Source organism: Rhizobium viscosum (assembly GCF_014873945.1).
Taxonomy (GTDB): domain Bacteria; phylum Pseudomonadota; class Alphaproteobacteria; order Rhizobiales; family Rhizobiaceae; genus Rhizobium; species Rhizobium viscosum.
Genome location: NZ_JADBEC010000001.1, coordinates 1,996,900 through 2,016,041, shown reverse-complemented (window position 1 = coordinate 2,016,041; position 19,142 = coordinate 1,996,900). Strand labels below are relative to the sequence as shown.

General features: G+C 59.7%; 12 protein-coding genes. 1 reads left to right on the top strand and 11 read right to left on the bottom strand.

All coding sequences use genetic code 11. From position 1 onward, the window contains the following. Positions 1 to 115: 115 nt before the first annotated feature. On the bottom strand, positions 116 to 856 hold the full coding sequence (locus H4W29_RS10000) for a LuxR family transcriptional regulator (protein WP_192730705.1): 741 nt from the start codon (positions 854 to 856) through the stop codon (positions 116 to 118). Positions 857 to 1,176: 320 nt separating this feature from the next. On the opposite strand from H4W29_RS10000, the gene H4W29_RS09995 reads away from it, so the two are divergent. Then, complete coding sequence (locus H4W29_RS09995; RefSeq protein WP_192728782.1) at positions 1,177 to 2,940, top strand: glucan ABC transporter ATP-binding protein/ permease; 1,764 nt, start codon at positions 1,177 to 1,179, stop codon at positions 2,938 to 2,940. A 136-nt stretch (positions 2,941 to 3,076) separates the two neighbouring features. Here the strand turns inward: H4W29_RS09995 and H4W29_RS09990 are convergent, their stop codons facing one another. From H4W29_RS09990 to H4W29_RS09945, 10 genes are all read right to left on the bottom strand, one after another. Beyond that, positions 3,077 to 3,316 carry a hypothetical protein gene (locus tag H4W29_RS09990; RefSeq protein WP_192728781.1) on the bottom strand — a complete coding sequence of 80 codons (240 nt, stop codon included), beginning with the start codon at positions 3,314 to 3,316 and terminating at the stop codon, positions 3,077 to 3,079. Further along, complete coding sequence (locus H4W29_RS09985) at positions 3,316 to 3,474, bottom strand: hypothetical protein (RefSeq protein ID WP_192728780.1); 159 nt, start codon at positions 3,472 to 3,474, stop codon at positions 3,316 to 3,318. Before H4W29_RS09985 ends, H4W29_RS09990 begins: the two co-directional genes overlap by 1 nt. A gap of 28 nt (positions 3,475 to 3,502) precedes the next feature. Further along, positions 3,503 to 4,273: a 2-keto-4-pentenoate hydratase gene (locus tag H4W29_RS09980; protein ID WP_192728779.1), complete on the bottom strand. Its 771-nt coding sequence runs from the start codon at positions 4,271 to 4,273 to the stop codon at positions 3,503 to 3,505. Between the two features lie 233 nt (positions 4,274 to 4,506). Next, positions 4,507 to 5,736, bottom strand: a complete 1,230-nt coding sequence (locus H4W29_RS09975) for an OpgC family protein (protein ID WP_192728778.1) — start codon at positions 5,734 to 5,736, stop codon at positions 4,507 to 4,509. Between the two features lie 80 nt (positions 5,737 to 5,816). Continuing rightward, positions 5,817 to 14,354, bottom strand: a complete 8,538-nt coding sequence (locus H4W29_RS09970) for a glycoside hydrolase family 94 protein (RefSeq protein WP_192728777.1) — start codon at positions 14,352 to 14,354, stop codon at positions 5,817 to 5,819. 853 nt (positions 14,355 to 15,207) lie between these two features. Next, positions 15,208 to 15,396: a hypothetical protein gene (locus H4W29_RS09965; RefSeq protein ID WP_192728776.1), complete on the bottom strand. Its 189-nt coding sequence runs from the start codon at positions 15,394 to 15,396 to the stop codon at positions 15,208 to 15,210. Between the two features lie 162 nt (positions 15,397 to 15,558). Beyond that, entirely contained in the window at positions 15,559 to 16,308 is a 750-nt protein-coding gene (locus H4W29_RS09960; RefSeq protein ID WP_037102041.1) for an ABC transporter ATP-binding protein, read from the bottom strand. Next, the gene (locus tag H4W29_RS09955; protein WP_183828983.1) at positions 16,305 to 17,138 is read right to left on the bottom strand and encodes an ABC transporter ATP-binding protein; all 834 of its coding nucleotides are present in this window, start codon (positions 17,136 to 17,138) and stop codon (positions 16,305 to 16,307) included. The genes H4W29_RS09960 and H4W29_RS09955 overlap by 4 nt, the downstream gene beginning before the upstream one ends. Beyond that, positions 17,135 to 18,070, bottom strand: coding sequence for an ABC transporter permease (locus tag H4W29_RS09950; protein WP_192728775.1), 936 nt, complete (start codon positions 18,068 to 18,070; stop codon positions 17,135 to 17,137). Before H4W29_RS09950 ends, H4W29_RS09955 begins: the two co-directional genes overlap by 4 nt. Next, a complete protein-coding gene (locus tag H4W29_RS09945) occupies positions 18,067 to 19,134 on the bottom strand; it encodes an ABC transporter permease (RefSeq protein ID WP_192728774.1) in 1,068 nt (355 codons plus the stop codon). The genes H4W29_RS09950 and H4W29_RS09945 overlap by 4 nt, the downstream gene beginning before the upstream one ends. Between the last annotated feature and the right edge of the window lie 8 nt (positions 19,135 to 19,142).

Below are 19,142 nucleotides of genomic sequence, written 5' to 3'. Positions count from 1 at the left end.
ACTCTCCTCAAAGCACGAAAAACGGGCCATGCTGCACCCGCGAAGAGAATTCTTAACGTGCTGTTACAGAAAGTTCAATTTCCCTCATCTCGACGAAATAGAATTTCTCTAGATCTCAGGTAATCAAACCATACCGGAAAGCAAGCGCCACTGCCTGCTGCCGATTCTTGGCCTTTAGCTTATCCTGCAGACCGTTCATGTACCAGTCGACCGTATGATTGGAGATCTTCAGATGCTTGCTGATTTCCATCGAGGTCATGCCCTCGGCGAGATAATGCAGGATCTCCATTTCGCGCCGGGTCAGCTGTGTGTCGGTCATCGGCACTGTTTCCAGCGCTGCAGCTTCACCCTGCAGATCGAGCAGCCGCCAGAAGGCTTTGCGGGCGATCGCCTCGAAAAGCGCGATTTCAGCGGGTGAGAGCTCAACGGGTTTACCGCCGAGGCTGAGGCTGCCAAGGATGCCGTTTCTTCCATAGATCGGGAAGACATAGCCGTCTTCCAACCCATGGCCGAAGGCATCGACCATCATCTGCTCCATGCGGCGCTGATGCGGGTCGGCCCTAAAAGCAGCCATGCTGTCGCGCCAACGGAAGGGCCGCTGTGCATGTGCAAGATACCGCACGGTCGGATCGACGAGCACATATTTTTTTACCGCATAGATGTGCGACCATCTGTCCGGCCACCGGCTGGCCATGGTCACACTCCATGGGTTGTCTCCTTGCTTGGGATGGCGAAGCAGGCCGTAGAAATCGAATCCGTTCGCGCGGATCACCTTGTCGAGTTCTTCGATCGCGCTTTCGCTGTCGGAATATTCCTCTAGAATAACAAGTAATTGAATTAAAGAATGAATTTGCACAAAATGCCCCTTGCCCGGACCAACGAGGCCGCCGGAGCAGGCCTGATAACCCGCCGCTGAACGGTCTTGATTAAAAAATTGCAGTTCACAAACTGGATGGTGCGCTAGACGCTCCAGGGAATGCAAGCGCAAATTGTCGCGATCTATGCCTAAGCAACAATTTCGAAACTATGGTCACTTATCGCACTCAGCGATCGCACCGTGCGCGCGAACTTCGAAGGCGGATTCCAAACCCGAATATCCCGTTAATCGTCGGTTCAGGTAGATTTTTGTAGCATCGCACCATCCCGTTTTTTCGCAGATGCAAAAGAGGTCCCGACGTGTCGTTATTCAAGGTCTATGCAAGGGCTCTGCGCTATCTTGGCGCCTACAAGCTCCGCGTATCCCTCGTCGTTATCGCGAATATCGTATTGGCGGCCATCACTATCGCCGAGCCAATCCTGTTCGGCCGTATCATCGATGCGATTTCCGGCAAGGGTGAGGTCAAACCGATTCTCATGATGTGGGCGGCATTTGCCGTCTTCAACACCATCGCCTTCGTCCTTGTGGCGCGTGAAGCCGACAGGCTGGCCCACGGCCGCCGTGCGACGCTTCTGACGGAGGCTTTCGGCCGCATCATCTCCATGCCGCTTTCCTGGCACCACCAGCGGGGCACGTCGAACGCGTTGCACACGCTGCTGCGTGCCTGCGAAACCCTGTTCGGCCTGTGGCTGGAGTTCATGCGCAACCACCTTTCGACGGTCATTGCGCTTGGCCTGCTTATCCCGACCGCAATATCCATGGATCTGCGTCTCTCCGCAGTCCTGATCGTACTCGGTATCGCCTATTGGATCATCGGCCGCGTGGTCATGAGCCGCACCAAGGACGGCCAGGCTTCGGTCGAGAACCACTATCATACCGTCTTCGGCCATGTCAGCGATTCCATCAGCAACGTCTCGGTGCTGCATAGCTATAACCGCATCGATGCCGAGACGCGTGCACTGAAGTCCTTTGCCGACCGCCTGCTGCAGGCGCAGTATCCGGTACTCGACTGGTGGGCGCTTGCGAGCGCGCTGAACCGCATGGCCTCCACGATCGCCATGATGATCGTGCTCGTCATCGGTACCGTGCTGGTTCAGAATGGCGAACTGCGTGTCGGCGACGTCATTGCTTTCATCGGCTTCGCCAACCTGCTGATCGCCCGCCTGGACCTGATGCGCCAGTTCGCCACGCAGATCTTCGAAGCCCGTTCGAAACTGGAGGACTTCTACAATCTCGAAGATTCCGTTCGTGAACGCGAAGAGCCGGCCGGCAACGGCGAGATCAAGGATGTCAAGGGCGATGTCGAGTTCAAAGACGTCTCCTTCGGCTTCGCCAATAGCTCGCAGGGCCTGCACAACGTTTCCTTCAAGGTGAAGGCCGGCCAGACGGTTGCGATCGTCGGCCCGACCGGCGCCGGCAAGACGACGCTCGTCAACCTGCTGCAGCGTGTTTACGATCCGCAGGGCGGCCAGATTCTCGTCGACGGCACCGACATCAGCAAGGTCACGCGCAAGTCGCTGCGCCGCTATATCGCCACTGTCTTCCAGGATGCCGGGCTTCTGAACCGCTCGATCAGCGACAACATCCGCCTCGGCCGCGAGAATGCCTCGGAAGAGGATATGCGCCGCGCCGCCGAAGCTGCTGCCGCCGCAGACTTCATCGAGAACCGCGACGAGCAGTATGACACCCATGTCGGCGAGCGCGGCAACAAGCTCTCCGGCGGCGAACGCCAGCGTATCGCGATCGCTCGTGCCATCCTCAAGGATGCGCCGATCCTGGTGCTGGACGAAGCGACCTCCGCGCTCGACGTCGAGACGGAAGCCCGCGTCAAGGCTGCGATCGACAACCTGCGCCAGAACCGCACCACCTTCATCATTGCTCACCGTCTCTCGACGGTCCGCGAGGCGGATATGGTGCTGTTCCTCGACAACGGCCGCATCGTCGAGCACGGCAGCTTCGACGAGCTCAGCCACTCGAACGGCCGCTTCGCCGCTCTGCTGCGCGCCAGCGGCATCCTGACGGACGACGAAGTCCGCAAGGCCCATACGACCGAAGCTGCCTGATCGGCTTCGCAAGGACACGACAAAAGGCCGGAAGGGCACTGCTCTTCCGGCCTTTTTGTTGCATGGGACTCCCTGTGAATCGCTGTAGGCAGGCCCGCTTGTCATCATCCTCGGCAAGGAGTGATCCGTAGAACCTCTAAGCCGCTTCGGCATAGACCAGGTTAGGTGCAAGAATCCATTCGCCCTGTTTGAGCGACATGACATCGAGTCTGCCGCAACCATCTCTGGCGGCAACGCCGACGAAGTGATAACGGTCGCCGTTCCGGTCGATGACCACGGCAGAAATCGGTTTGTCGCAAAGATGGCCGACCACAGGGCCGTCTACATTCGCGGCGTCAAGCAGGAAATATTCGTGAGGAACGTTGCGGCTAACCATCAGGCGCGACCCTCGCTCCGGATGGCCAGGCCGACGGCCGTCTTTGTCCCTGTCCGCAGCGCGGCGCCCGGGCGATCGGCCTCGGCCGGAACCGGCTTGCGGCAGAACTGTTTCGTCTTCTTGATCTCGACAACGAATGGCTTTCGCTGCGGCCTCATAAACTGTCCTTTCCGTTTGAAATGCGTGTCATGCAAAGATGCATTCGATCTGTCCAAGTGGTCCGAAATCAGCCGCCAGATGCTGGCCGGGCCAGACCTGAAGAATGGTCGTGCACGATCCCGTCGCAACGATATCATCGGCCTGAAGCTGCCTGCCGTTCGCCGAAAGCTGGCCTGCCAGCCAGACGACAGCGTTGAGCGGATTGCCCATGACCGATGCGGATGTCCCCGAAAAGACCGTCTGCTTGAACAGGAAGGTCGTAATATCGATGCCGGCTAGATCGGCTGATGTCAGCGCCCCGGTATGATCACCGCAGAGGGTTGCGACATGCAGGCCGAAGTCGGCGATCGCTGCGTGGTCTCCCGTGAAGACCCGCCGCGTGCGCCGGCCGAGAATACCGACGGCCGGGCGGCAATCGAGCACGGCTTCAGCAGCACTGTCGAGGTTGATCGGCTCTCCGATATCCGAATAGGACCGCAGCATCGTGAAAACCAACTCACACTGGACACCGATGGTGCCTGGCGGCAGCCGGAATTCCTTCGTACCGGCAAACAGTGCGGAAGCAGGAATTTCGGAATAGATCGGCCTTGCAAGACCGAGGGTGCGGCGCGATGCCTCGCTCGTGCCGACAAGCGCGTAGCCCTTGCGCTCGAAACCCAGCGCATCCTGCGCAATCGCCTGAATGTCATAGGCCTCACGTTCGGAGGAGATCAGGTCAAGCGGAAGATCGCAGAGTTCGTTATACCGACGGCTCCTGGCGAGGATATCGGCTGTGGCGTCCTTGAGTTCGAAGTACATCTTCGTGCTCCCTATCATTGGCATTGCCTCAGGGAGCCAAAATGGAGCCAGGCGCGTAACCGTTCCATTCGTGATGAACGGCTAAAAAATCAAAATCTCATAGTGATCCCCGCTTGCGGCCGCACACTCCACCTGGAACAACCGCGTCAAGGCATAGCCATGCGCGCTCGTCGAAAAGAAAAAACCGGCGGCCTCTTCGACCGCCGGCTCAGCATTTCCTTAAAGAAATCTGGCTATTTGCGCTTGCCCTGGCCATAGGCGTCCACGCCGCGACTGATGCGGACCGGCACCGGAATGGCGCCGCCGGCAAGAGGCGGGGTCTTTTCCTGTTCGCGCCTGTATTCGAGATGATAGGCATAGGCGAACTGGGCGGCGATGCCGACAAGCACGAAGATCGGACCGATGACCTGGTCGCGGTTGGTAATGTAGAGCAGCACCTGCCCGACCATCGCCAGGATGGTGCCGGCGACAAAGATGTTCAGCGAATGACGGCCGAGGATCGTCAGCGGGTGATCGGCCGGGCGGCGGAAAGCTTGGGATACCGCGGGAATATTGATCACCAGATAGGCGAGCGCCAGCACATGCAGAAGGCGCGGCAGCGACAGGAAGGTCTTGTCGAAGCCGGTCAGCACGGCAGGCAGGCCGAGTGCTGCGAGATAGTTTCCGAGATCCCAAAGATGCGCCGTCACCCAGATAAAGGAGAGAACGACATAGCCGAGGGCCAGCGCGAAAAGCAGCGGATGGCGGGGAAGCGTGCCGCCGCGCTTGACATGCATCATCGAGACGATGCCGATCGTGAACAGGAACTGCCAGGAGAAGGGATTGAGGAACCAGTCTCCCTCGAAAAGCATGTTCTGCGGCGCGATCTGGTAGATGCCTGCAAGAAGCCATACCATGCCGGAAACGGCGAGCGCCAGCAACGCGCTCTTCTCGTTCAGCAGCAGGATCAGCGGCACCATCAGCATCAGTGCTCCATACATCGGTAGGATATTGTTGTAGCCGATCTGATGGCCGAGCAGGAGCAGGGCCGGAATGCCCTCCTTCAGGTTCATCAGCACCGCCAGAATGTTGATCTCGACCAATAGCCCCGGCCGGTGGAACAGCCAGGCGCCGCAGATGAACAGCGCAAGCGTCACGAAAGTGGTGATCATGTGGGCAAGATAAAGCGTGAAGGCACGTTTTGCCGCCTTGATCGCCATTTCCAGCCGCTTGCCTGCCTTGAAGCCCGAGCCATAGGCAAGACCGACTGCAATGCCCGAGATCAGCACGAAGGCTTCGGCGGCATCGGAAAAGCCGAAATTCTTGGTCGTAATATATTCGAAGATTTGCCCCGGGACGTGATTGATGAAGATCGTGATGAGCGCAAGACCACGAATCACGTCGAGCCTCGTATCACGCTTGGATGCAGCCACTGATATGGAAGTTCGTTGGGCGCCAATGGCTTTGGTCGGCATACCTGCCATGGTGTCTCTCCTGTTATCCGTTTGCAAACGCTACGCCGGCCAAAAGGGTTCCCCCTTTGGCCGCGCGAATCGCCGGAAAATCAGCTTGGAGATTGCTGGGATCCGACCGGATATCCCTCGCGGGGATTGGCGACTTCGGTGCCGTCTATCGACACACTGTAGCCTTCAGCATTGGACGCTTTTGAGACCGAAATGCGGTATTTGCTTCCGTCGCGTTCGATCTCTGCCGCAAACCCGTCCCAATTGGAAGGGAGCGACGGGTTCACAAAAAGTTGTCCACCCTTTAGCCGGATACCGAGGATACCTTCCACCGCCGCGCGGTAGAGCCAGCCGGCCGAGCCGGTGTACCAAGTCCAGCCACCACGCCCGACATAGGGAGCATGTCCATAGACATCGGCCGCCACGACATAGGGCTCGACGCGATACCGTTCGGCCGCCGCTTTGTCTAGCGAATGGGTAATCGGATTGAGGATCTGGAAGCAGCGCAGGGCATCATCACCGCGCTTCAATTCCGCCAGCGCCATGACCACCCAGGTGGCGGCATGCGTATACTGGCCGCCATTCTCGCGAACGCCGGGCGGATAAGCCTTGATATAGCCTGGATCCTTCAGCGACCTTTCAAAAGGCGGTGTGAAGAGGCGGATGATCCGTGCATCTTCGTCAACCAGCCGATCGAGCACCGCATCCATCGCCTTGATGGCCCGTTTGGGATCACCTTCACCTGAGAGCACGCTCCAGGACTGTGCAATCGAATCGATCTGGCATTCCAGACTCTCCTTCGAGCCGAGTGGCGTGCCGTCGTCGAAAGTGCCGCGGCGGTAATAATCGCCGTCCCACGCAACGCTTTCGAGCGCGTTCTTAAGTTCGATGAGATGCGCCTTCCATTGCTCCGCGCGGGCTTTATCGCCCCGGTCTTCGGCATGCGTTATGAAAGAACGCAAGGCGCCGGCAAGGAACCAGCCGAGCCAGACACTCGTGCCCCGGCCATCGATGCCGACGCGATTCATCCCGTCATTCCAGTCGCCGCCGAGGAAGAGCGGCAAGCCGTTCGTTCCCTTGCGAGCAATGGCGAGATCAAGCGCCAGGGCTGCATGTTCGTAAATGCTTGCCGTATCCTCGGATATTTCCGGCTTGAAGAAGGAGTCATGCTGGCCCTCCAGCAGCACCGGACCTTCGAGGAAGGCAAGCTGCTCGTCGAGCACGCTCTTGTCACCGCTGACACTGCAATAATGACCGATCGCATAGGCGAGCCACACGACATCGTCGGAAATCATGGTGCGTACGCCGGCTCCCGTCCGCGGCAGCCACCAGTGCTGTACGTCCCCCTCGCGGAACTGGCGCGAGGCCGCATTGATGATTTGGCCTCGCGCAAGCGCAGGCTCCTGTAGCACGAAAGCGAGCGTATCCTGCAACTGGTCGCGGAAGCCGAAGGCGCCGCTCGCCTGGTAGAAGGCCGTCCGGGCCATGATGCGGCAGCCGAGACTTTGATAGGGCAGCCAGGTATTGACGAGGTTGTTCATGCCCTTATCCGGCGTCGAGATCTGCAGCTTGCCGGTAAATTCCTGCCAAAAACCCCGGTTCGTCTGCACCGACTCATCGAACGAGGCATTTCTGATATCGGCAAGCAAGGCGCGCGCCTCTTCTTCGGTGGACGCATCACCCAGGAAGAAAATGACGTCGCGCTCTTCGTCGGCGCCGAGCTCGATATCGATCGCAAGGATCGCCGCTGGATCGCCGTCGAGCTCCGTAGAGCCGGAAAGAGCAGCGGCTGCAGTCACGGCGACAGGCGCCACAATCGTCCCGCTCTTGCCGATGAACTCGAGACGGCTTGCCGAGAAACTCGAAACCGTCTCGGTCGCGGCGAAGAAGGCAGTGCGACCCGAATAGTCGATGCTGTAGGGGTTCGTCGCAAACAGCGCCCCTGTCTCCTCGTCACGTTTCGACAGGATGAAAGAAGCGGTCTTCTGCGGATTATTCCCAAGGATCCATTCGACATAGGCGTAGAGCCTGAGCTTGCGGCTTACCGAACCAACGTTGCGCAGGCGCAGGCGCTGCAGCTTCACCGGCTTCTCGCGATGCACGGTCTGTGTCACTTCCAGCGCGATCTCGTGTTGCGTGCTGGAGAAAGTGGAGTAACCGAGACCATGGCGCGCTTCGAAGCGAATGTCGTTGCGACGGGAAAGCCCTGCAAATGGCGTCATGACCGCGCCACGTTCGAGATCCGCTATGTAGAGGGCTTCGCCGGAACGGTTGATGACCGCATCGTTCGACCAGGAGGTGAGCTGGTAATCGCGCGAATTGACGCTCCAGGTGAAACCGGCACCTTCCGCCGATACATGGAAGCCGAACTGGTCGTTCGAGATGACATTGATCCAAGGCTGAGGCGTCGCCTGCCCGCCCGGCAGGCGCACGACATATTCACTGCCGTCGCGGGCAAAGCCACCGATGCCATTCCAGAAGTCGAGATCGCCTTCCTCCTCGATGGCAACCGTTTTGATAGAAGGGGCCGGCAGAGGCGGCGCGCGTTTAACCGGAATCCCAGCACGCTCGGCCTTTTCCATGTCCTCCAGCTCTTCCTTGAGGGGCGTAAACAGCATGTGGGCGCGGTTGATCTGATTAACCACCTTGCCGTTTTTCGCATGCAGCGTCACGCGCGAGGCGGCGATCAGTGCCTGATAGGTGCTCTCTTCCATTAGATCCCTACGGACCGCGAAAATGTGCTGGCGCAGGCCATCGGCCTGGCCCATGCGTCGCACGCCCTCGCACATGGCGTCGAGCGCATGCTGCATATCCTGTGCATAGGAAGAGGCCCGTTCGTTCATGATGACGAGATCGGCGGTCACGCCACGTGAACGCAGGTATTCCTGCGCCAGCAGCGCTTCACGGGCGATTTCGAGATCCATGTCGTCATCGATGCGCAGCGTGAAGATCGGGAAATCGCCCGAAATCGCCAATGGCCAGAGCGCTGACTGCGACTGCATGCCGGCCCGGATGGCAGCGTGGTCGCCGCGAAGCTGCATGTCGGGATAAACAAGACAGCGGCCGAGATATTGGAACGCTGCCGCCTGTTGCGAGCTGACGCCGACATGGCGCATCTGCACCTGTGTACGTGTCCAGGCCTGGATGAGTTCGTGGTTGAAGGCATCCGGATGGCGATAGCGATCGATGGCCTTATCCACCTCGGCACGGCTAGGTGCCGCAATCGTCCAGAATATCACGCTGACCTTCTTGCCGGCCGGCACGCGCACCGTCCGGCGCAACGACAGGACAGGATCCAGCGTGAAACCGTCAGTGCCGGAAAGGCTGGCACCCGGATCGAAGGCAGCGGCATTCGAAAGGCTGCGGCCGCGACCGATGAACGTCCTCCGCTCGGTTTCGAATTCCGTATGTCGCGTATCCCCGGCATTGTCGACGATCAGATGTGCGATGCTCATATTCGCTTCGTTCGAGTCGCGCTTGTTGCGCTCGGCGCGGATGACGTCGCCGCGCGTGTCGATCTCCGTTTTGACGAACATGCGGGCGAAAGCCGGATGCGCGTTGTCCGTGTCGTCAGATGTAATGACCGGTTCGAGATAGGACGTCACTTCGATGAAGCGATCTTCCGCACCTGTGTTGAATAGTGTCAAGCGGCGGGCTTCCGCATCATGCTCGGTGGCAACGATACATTCGACCTCGCTCGTAAGCTCGCCAAGAACCTTGCTGAACACGGCTTTCTCGTCGGCAAATTCCACTCGGACCGTTTCGCCCTCCACGCTCTTCGGCTCTGATGTTGCCGACCACCATTCATTGGTCACCGTATCGCGCAGGAAGATGAAATTGCCCCAGCGGTCTTCTGTCGGATCCGGCTTCCAGCGGGAGACGGATAGACCGTTCCAGCGGGCATAACCCGCGCCCGTTGCCGTCAGCATCAGAGAATAATGGCCGTTCGACAGGAAGACGAGCTCTCGTTCGCGCGATGCCGGATCGGTGAATTTGCGGATGACGGGCCGCATCAAATCGTCCTGGATGCTGGCAGGCGTATCGGATTCATCCTTGCCGCTCATGACCGGGATGTCGCGCGGCGCTTTTTCCTGCAGCAGCAGTTCGGCCGCTTCGATGACCGGATCGGAGTGGAAGAGTTCGCGCAGATGGCCGTTGAAGGCGACGTTGGCGACAGCCGCGATCGACATGCCGTGATGGTGGGCATAGTAGTTGTAGACGACTGCACATTTCCTGCCCTCAGGTACGCGTGTCGGCGTGAAGTCGACGGCGTCGTGAAAGCCGAACCTGCCGAGAGCGCCGAGCTTGCGAAGCCTCTGCAGGTTTTCGAGCGATGCTTCCGGGTAGTATTGGCTGGCGAGCAGCGAGGCATACGGTGCGATGACGGCATTGTGGCCGAGACCGCGCTTGAGGCCGAGCGTCGGCACGCCGAAGTTCGTGTACTGATAGTTGAGGTTATGGTCACGGGCATTGAACGCCGCTTCCGAGATGCCCCAGGGTGTACCGAGCTTACGGGCATGGTTCATCTGTTCGACAATGACGAGATTGTTGGTCTGGTTGAGGATACCCCCACCGCGCTCCTGCATGACGAGCGGCGGCATCAGATATTCGAACATCGAGCCGGACCAGGAGACCAGCACGCCCCGGGAGCCGACGGGCACAACCTGGCGGCCAAGCTTGTACCAATGTTCCGTCGGCAGGTCACCCTTGGCAATACCGAAGAGCGAGGTAAGACGGCATTCCGAGGCCAGAAGATCGTAGCAGGCCGCATCGAGCTCGCCGCTTTCGACGCGGTAGCCGATCGACAACAGGCGACGCTCCGGGCGGTACAGAAAGGCGAAATCCATCGAAAAGGCGAGATCGCGGGCTTTGTCGCGAAGCGCGACCAGGCGGGGGCGCAGCGCATCGATGTTGGAAAGGTCGAAGGTACTATCGGAGATATGTGCCTCGCAGACCTTGACCAGCGAGGCCGCCCACAGCGTGACCTCTTCCGTCTGCTTCGACTTCACCTCGTGATGCAGATTGCCGGCAAGGTTCCGGATGTCGCGCGCCAGAACGGCAAGGTTGATGACACGGATCGAGGCAAATTCGTGCTCGCGCTTGACGGCGACAAGCGCATTCTGGAAACCGGCAATACGCTCTTCCAGACGGCGGCGCAGCGGCCGCACGGTCTTGCGGTCATCGGGAAGATCGGCCAGCACTTCACCGAGGATGCCGGCCGTATCACCCACACCGTCGAGATTGCCCTGGACATGTGCCGAGGGCGCTTCCGCCCAGTCGCGGCAAGCCGAAGAGATGGCGATCAGGTGACCGGCAAGATTGCCGCTGTCGACCGCCGAAACGTAGCGAGGTCCGAGCGTCTGCAGCGTATCGGTGTGATACCAGTTGAAAAGATGGCCGCGGAACTTTTCCATGCGGTCGATGGTGGCGATCGTCTGCTCCAGGCGCTCGATCGTCTCCTCGAAGGAAAACCAGCCGAAATGGCGGCCGGAAATGACGGACAGGAGATAGACGCCGATATTTGTGGGCGACGTGCGCGTCGCCACGATGACGTGGGGCGTTTCCTGCACGTTGTCGGGCGGCAGATAATTCTGCTCCGCCGTCGTGAAGGTTTCGAAGTAGCGCCAGGTGCGGCGTGCGATCCTGCGCAGCTCGCTGGAGACCGCATCCGGCACGTCGAGCCGATCCTCCGTCTCGGCCGACTGGCTCACATACCAGGCGACGGCCGGCGAACAGATCCAGAGGAGCGCGAAGGGAATACCAACGAAGAAAGCGTCATTGCCCGACAATGCAGCGAAAGCGACCGACAAAATCGCCAGAATCGGAGCATGCCACATCGCTCCATAGTAGGAGAGGATGGTGCCCTGCCTGCCGGCCCCGACGCTGGCCGCGGTTCGCCACTGCAAGAGCAGCTTGCGGCTGACGAAGAGGCGATAGAGCGATCGGACGATCGCATCCACCATGATGCAGACGGTGTCGGCGATGAAGATGATGCGCAGCGCTACCTGAGCATTGGCGGCCGCGATATCCGACCAGACAGTATAAAGATGAGCGCTGGCGACAATATCGCTGCTGCGCGGCATGATGCCACTGATAAGCGACAGCGTCGGGGCCACAAACAGGCAGAAAATCAACAGGATCTGCCAGATCAACGCGCCGAAAGGCTCCATTAGATACCAGCCGAGTACGGAAGCGAGGAACCAGGCGATCGGTGTCAGCGACCGGCGCAGATTGTCGAACATCTTCCAGCGCCCGAGTGCGGTGACGCCGTGTTTCGGACTCAACATATAGGGCAGAAGCTGCCAATCGCCCCGCGCCCAGCGATGCTGGCGCGAGGTTTCGACCTCGTAGCGTACCGGAAAGTCCTCTACGAGTTCGAGATCGGTGACAAGTGCGCACCGTGCCATCGAACCTTCGAGAAGGTCATGGCTGAGCACCGAATTCTCCTCGATGCGCCCCTTCAGTGAAGCCTCGAAGGCATCGACATGATAGAGGCCCTTGCCGGTGAATGTGCCTTCGCCTGCAAGATCCTGATAGACATCCGAAACCGTGAAAACGTAGGGATCGAGACCGCGATTGATGGAAAAGACGCGTTGAAAGACCGATGCATCCTTACCTGTTGTCAGCGACGGTGTGACGCGCGGCTGCAGAATGCCGTAGCCGCTTTCGACGCGCCCGCTTTCCGGGTTAATGACCGGGCGGTTGATCGGGTGGTGGAGCTTGCCGACGAGTTTCGTGACGATATCGCGCATCAGGCGCGTATCGGCATCGAGCGTCATTACATACTCTATATCGGCCGGCACGGTGTTGGCGCCTGGCAGATAGGTCGTATCGTGGTCGCCGCGCAGCAGCAGGTTCAACTCGTGCAGCTTGCCGCGCTTGCGCTCCCAGCCCATCCACACGCCTTCAGATGGATTGTAGAGGCGGCGGCGATGCAGCAGATGGAAGCGCGTCTTGCCGTCATGGGCGTAGCGGGCTGAGAGATTGGCGATCTCCCGACGTGCATATTCCAGCACTTCGAGATCGGCGGAGGTTTCCTCAACCTCGCTATCCGGCCAGTCGCTGAGCAACGCGAAATAGATCTCGCCGCGCGGATTGGCGAGATAATGTACCTCGAGATTGCGCACCATCTCGTCGACGGTGTCACGATCAGAAATCAGGCATGGCACGACGAGGAGCGTGCGCGCATCCTCGGGAATGCCCTGTTTGAACTCATAACCGACAAGCCGCGCCGGCGTGACGAAAAAAGAAAGTACCGTGTTGAAAAGCCCGCTCGCACCTTCCGAGGCCGGCAATGCGAACAGCATGAGCAGCAGGGCGATTTCAATCGATCCCATGCCGGCATCGGCCATGAAGCCGCCGACGATCACCATGGCGATGATCGTGATCAGGGCGACCGGAATGGCGATCGCCATCCAATTGAATTTGCGCACCGCGCGAATGGCGTGCTGTGCCAGCGTCGGGCGGTAGTCCGCGCGCGCTTCGAGTTTTGGACGTTGAGCGCCCGCAATGAAGCCGCCAATATCAGGCTCATGCGGCCGCGGCTCATCGGAAAGCCTGGCCTCGGATACCATATCGACAGCAAGCTGGGCGATTTGAACCTCGCTTAGCGGCGAGCGCCTGGCAAGCCTCTCGATCTGCCGGCGATAGCTGTTGCGCGAACCGGAGTCGAGATCACCATAGTCGGACTGATCCCAGAGCAACCTGTCGACGTGGCTGACCTGCTCGACCCAGACCGACCACTCCGCATCGTTGATCTCGCGCAGGCTGCGGATGATGTTGCCCATCGTGACATTGCCGGCGGAGAGACGGCCATGCTCCGCCATCATCGCTTCCTCGCTGTCACGCCCAAGCTTTTCCAAGCGCTCGTCGAGCCAGGAGATCGCCAGGCTCGAAGTCTGCGAACCATCACGCATGCGGTAGAGGAATTGGGTCGAGAAAGTGTTATCCTCGGCAAGCTCTTCCAGCGTCTTCAGATAGGCGGCAGCCTTCGCGGTGTCGGCGAGACGCACCAATTCGTTGGCCGCCTCATTGGCGCGCCGGCGCAGACGGCGGCTGCGCTCGACGCGGCTCGAAATACGACGGAGGTTTTCGACCAGCACGTAACGCACCAGGGACGGCAGCGCCCAGAGCTCACCGATCTTGAGAGTTTCGTGCTTCTGGAAGCCGTCGACCAGCGCTGTCAGGCTTTCCTGGGAGATGGTGCCGTGAGTATGGGCGACATAAAGCCAGGCCAATACGAGCGTGCGCGGGATTTCGACGCCCCCGACTTTCATCCGCGGGAGTTCTTGATAGAACCGGCGCGGGAAGTCGCGGCGGACTTCCTGAATTGCTTCCTCGACGATGTAATGATTGTCCAGCAGCCATTCGGCGGCCGGCGTGATCGCCTCCCCAGCCTCGGCATCGGTCGCAGTCGTGCGGTAGACGCGCAGGATTTCCTTCTCGTTTTCCTTGTGGCGCGCAAAGAAATCGAACGCTGCGAAGCCTGGCAACTCGCTCACGGTGCCGCAAGCGACGCTTTCGCCCATGGCCCTGATGTCCTCGTTGGACAGATAAGTCGAGCGGATCGAATCGCTGTGGTCGATCTGCTTGTTCTCAGGCTCGTACGACAGACTCAGAGATGGACTTGAAATGGCCATGGGTTCGGTTCTGGATCCAAACGACGTTATAATTTCGGCTAGGTTCTGCATTGCTTACGATGACTCTCGCATGAACGCGCCGGTCATCTTCGAAGTCGGGAAAGCAAGATAAACGGACGGTCGGTGCCTTTTGCCGCAACGAACCGACCGGCTTCGGCCATAACTTTGCGAATGGTCATGCCGACTTATGCCCTCTCTGCAAAGCCACCCGGGAAAGTTGGACATTCTCGCGATAATTCAAGTCAAAGGACCTGTTTGACCGCTGCCCTTCCCCCGGCGTGAAAAAGGCGCATGGACGATATCCATGCGCCTGCACGAGGTTCCCGGCACTATCAGCGCCTCACGTCTACTTTCCGGAATGGGCTGGATTGCGTGGAACAGAAGAAGGATGATGACCGGATCGGGATACCGATCTGCCATAGCACGATGCCTTTCACGAGCACTCTCCATAAACAACACCGAAGTGCCAGGAGAATGCCAGCGCATCCCAATTGTTCCGGACAGGAAAATATTCGATCAAATAGGCGCCATCAATTAACGCCTCAAACGCGCCGGTATCAGCCGACGACGCCGCAAACCATAGCGACGACGAAAAGGAAAGCCGCCGTGAAAAATGTTACATGGATCGCGGTCTGGATTCTGTGCCGCGTGGTGACCGGCTTCTTTGCCGGTACGGATCCGTACTGGTTCACGTGAGTATGCGAAATACCCAGATTTGCCATGTGTCGCCTCCGTCTGTTTGTTTTGCGGCCGAATTGCTGGCTCGCATTTATATTCTTATATTCCCTATAAGGTAGGTAGAGATAAAATTCCGTCCAGAGCAGACGGAAGAGAAAATCCACCCAGCGTCAGCTCAGCAGAGCGTGCGCCATGCCCAGATCCAGGAACGCTCGACAGCGCCGTCGCTCTGGGGTGTATTGGGGGATGTTTCGATCAACCGGCGATCCTTTTCAGCCGGGATAGTCACGGACGCGGTTTCCCTCCGCTCGACCTTAACAGGAGGATCGAGGTAACCCATGGTCATCCCACCGAGAAAGAACATGCCTCAACCTCCATCGATCACGAAAGCTAACGGTCGTTAACGGGATCATGACAGAACTAAGGCAGCTGTCAATAGTCTAGTCGAATGGTCGTGTTTTAGGGAAGCATTATCCTTAACGCTGGCGGCATGCGAGATTTTTCAAAGGCTTGAAAACATTGGCTTTCAAGCCTTCACGAAACCCTTGCTCGCGATCATCAAATTTCGCGTGTACTCCTCGTGAACGCTCCCGGCGGCAAGTTCGGCCGATGTCAGCCGTTCAACAACAGCGCCGCCGCGCATCACGGCAAGCCTCTTGCACATATGGGTGATAACCCCAAGATCGTGGCTGACCATGACGAATGTCAGTTTCCGGTCCCGCCGGATCTGCTCCAGGAGATTGAGAACCTCGGCCTGTACGGAGGCGTCGAGCGCCGATGTCGGCTCATCGAGCAGCAGAATGGATGGCTCGACGATCAGGGCGCGGGCGATCGCCACACGCTGCCGCTGGCCTCCGGAAAGCTGGTGCGGGTAGCGGAAGCGAAAACCATTGCCGAGCCCGACTTCGTCGAGCGCCCGGGCAATACGCTTCTCGCTGTCACCGATGCCATGAATGGCGAGCGGTTCCAGAAGCAGGCGGTCGACGGTCTGGCGGGGATGCAGCGAGCCGTAGGGATCCTGAAAGACCATCTGGACGCTTCGGTAGAAGCTTCTGCTGCGCTTCGAACCTTTAAGCACCTCGCCATGGATGCGGATCGTTCCCTCGCTGACAGGCGCAAGCCCGGCGACCGCGCGCAGCAGCGTCGACTTGCCCGAGCCGGACTCACCGACCAGGCCGAAGGATTCGCCGCTTTCGATGGAAACGCTCACGTCTTTCAACGCATGGAAATGATCATAGACGACACCGAGATGGTCCGCGGACAGCGCCGTACTCATAAAGCCCACTCCGGCTTGCGGTCGAGAACCGGCAGCGGATGCCTGTCTTCACCGATCTGCGGCATGCAGTTCAGCAGGCCTTGCGTATAGGGATGCTTCGCGTTGCGAAGCTCGGATGCGGCAACCTCTTCGACGATACGGCCGGCATACATGACGATGACACGGTCGCAGAAAGAGGAAACGAGCCTTAGATCGTGGGAGACGAAAATCAGCCCCATGCCACGCTCGGACACCAGCCGGTCCATGATCCTCAAAACATCGAGCTGGACCGTTACGTCGAGGGCCGAGGTAGGCTCGTCGGCGATCAAGAGTTCCGGTCCGGCGATCAGCATCATGGCGATCATCGCGCGCTGGCCCATGCCACCCGAAACCTCGTGAGGATAGAGACCGAAGACACGGTTGGGATCGCGGATCTGCACCGCTTCCAGCATATCGAGCGCACGGTCTCGCGCCTCGCCTTTGCCGACCTTCTCATGCGTGCGCAATGTTTCGCAGATCTGCTTGCCGATGGTCATGACCGGATCGAGCGAATATTTCGGATCCTGCAGGATCATGGCGATACGTTTGCCGCGCAGCTTGCGCCGCTCGGCGGCCGAAGCCTTGAGGAGATCGAGGCCGCTGAAATCCAGCGTGTCGGCGGTGACGAGGCCGTGCTTCGGCGTCAGCCCCATGATCGCACGGCCGGTCTGCGATTTGCCGGAGCCGGATTCGCCGACGATGCCGAGTCGCTCCTTGCCGAGCGTGAAGGACACGCCACGCACGGCCTCAATGACACCCGTGCGGGTTGGATAGCTGACACGCAGGTTTTTCACGGTCAGAAGCGAACTCATTGACCGGCCTCCTTCGGATCGAGCGCATCGCGCAAGCCATCCCCCAGAAGGTTGAAGCCGAGGCTGACGACGAGGATGGCGATACCGGGCATGGCTGCAACCCACCACTGATCGAGGATGAAACGGCGGCCGGAAGCGATCATCGCACCCCATTCCGGCAGCGGCGGCTGTGCGCCAAGACCGAGGAAGCCGAGGCCGGCGGCCGTCAGGATGATGCCCGCCATGTCGAGCGTCACGCGCACGATCAGCGAGGAAATACAGAGCGGCATGACATGCCTGATAATGATGCGCAGCGGCGAGGCGCCCATCAGCTTGACCGCCGAGATATAATCGGACCGCCGGACCGTCAGCGTCTCGGCGCGGGCGATGCGCGCATAAGGCGGCCAGGAGGTAATGGCGATGGCGATAATGGCGTTCTGGATGCCAGGACCCAGCGCTGCGACGAAGGCAAGCGCCAGCACGAGTTTCGGAAAGGCGAGGAAGATATCGGTGATACGCATCAGCGTCGCATCTACCCAGCCGCCGGCATAACCTGATACCGTGCCGACGATGAGGCCGACCGGCGCGGAGATGATGGCGACCAGTACCACGACGAGCAGCGTCAGCCGCGAGCCGTAGACGAGGCGCGAGAAGATATCACGGCCCTGATCGTCGGTGCCGAGCAGATAGCCGGCGCTGCCGGGCGGCAGCAAGCGGGCATTCTTGAGATCGCCGACAACCGGATTGTGGGTGGCGATCAGATTGGCAAAGGCAGCAATCAGCAGCAGCGCCACGATGATCAGCAGGCCGACGACAGCGAGCCGGTTGGCGGTGAACTGCCGCCAGGTAACGTAGGCGCGGCCAAGCCGGGCCTGCATGCGCGACTGCGGCCGGTCGGACAGCAACCAGTCACGGCGGCTCAAGGGCGTGGAAGGCGTGGTCGGAACCGTCATCGGTTGCGCGTCCTCGGGTCGAGTATCCGATAGAGAAGATCGGAAATAAGGTTGATGCCGACGAACACCGTGCCGATGACGATCGTGCCGCCAAGCACTGCGTTCATGTCGGCGTTTTGCAGCGAGTTGGTGATGTAGAGGCCGATGCCGGGCCAGGAGAAGACCGTCTCCGTCAGCACCGAACCCTCGAGAAGGCCTGCATAGGAAAGCGCTATGACGGTCACGAGCGGCACCGCTGCATTTCTCAACGCATGCCCCCAGATCACCCGCATTTCCGATAGGCCCTTGGCGCGGGCCGCCACCACATATTCCTGCGACAGCTCGTTCAGCATGAAGCTGCGGGTCATGCGGCTGATATAGGCGAGCGAGAAATAACCGAGCAGCGAGGCCGGCAGGATGATGTGGCGGAAGACGTCATAGAAAACATCCCACTGCCCCTGCCAAGCACTATCGAGGAGATAGAAGCCGGTGACCGGTGTGAAGCTGTATTCGTAGACGATATCGATGCGGCCGGGGAACGCTACCCAGCGCAGCTGCGCATAGAAGACGACGAGCGAGATCAGCGCCAGCCAGAAGATCGGCACCGAATAGCCGACAAGTCCGATGACGCGCACGATCTGGTCGGCAATGCTGCCGCGGCGCACGGCCGCCAGCACGCCAAGCGGCACGCCGATGACCGATCCGATGATCGTGCCGACAGTCGCAAGCTCCAGCGTGGCCGGGAAGACGCGGCGAATATCGACCATGACCGGATTTGTGGTCAGGACCGAATTGCCGAAATCGCCGGAAAGGATGCCCTTCAGATAGATGTAGAACTGCTCGTAGAGAGGCAGATCGAAGCCCATCTCGCGGCGTACGCGCTCCACGACATGGGTCGGCGCGCGGTCGCCAAGAATGGCGAGCACGGGATCGATCGGCACGACGCGGCCGATGAAGAAGGTGACGGCCAGAAGGCCGAGATAGGTAGTGACGGCGGCGAAGAGGAAACGCCCCAGCGCCTTCACAAAGGACAGTGCACGGCCCCTGCGGGGCCGCGCCTCCTGTCTTGTTTCGACGATACTCACTGGATCAG

Coding starts and splice junctions, on each gene's coding strand:
- H4W29_RS09980 (WP_192728779.1), bottom strand. CDS start 4,273: ATGTACTTCGAACTCAAGGACGCCACAGCCGATATCCTCGCCAGGAGC.
- H4W29_RS09950 (WP_192728775.1), bottom strand. CDS start 18,070: ATGACGGTTCCGACCACGCCTTCCACGCCCTTGAGCCGCCGTGACTGG.
- H4W29_RS09970 (WP_192728777.1), bottom strand. CDS start 14,354: ATGGCCATTTCAAGTCCATCTCTGAGTCTGTCGTACGAGCCTGAGAAC.
- H4W29_RS09990 (WP_192728781.1), bottom strand. CDS start 3,316: ATGGTTAGCCGCAACGTTCCTCACGAATATTTCCTGCTTGACGCCGCG.
- H4W29_RS09985 (WP_192728780.1), bottom strand. CDS start 3,474: ATGAGGCCGCAGCGAAAGCCATTCGTTGTCGAGATCAAGAAGACGAAA.
- H4W29_RS09960 (WP_037102041.1), bottom strand. CDS start 16,308: ATGAGTACGGCGCTGTCCGCGGACCATCTCGGTGTCGTCTATGATCAT.
- H4W29_RS09955 (WP_183828983.1), bottom strand. CDS start 17,138: ATGAGTTCGCTTCTGACCGTGAAAAACCTGCGTGTCAGCTATCCAACC.
- H4W29_RS09975 (WP_192728778.1), bottom strand. CDS start 5,736: ATGGCAGGTATGCCGACCAAAGCCATTGGCGCCCAACGAACTTCCATA.
- H4W29_RS09965 (WP_192728776.1), bottom strand. CDS start 15,396: ATGTTCTTTCTCGGTGGGATGACCATGGGTTACCTCGATCCTCCTGTT.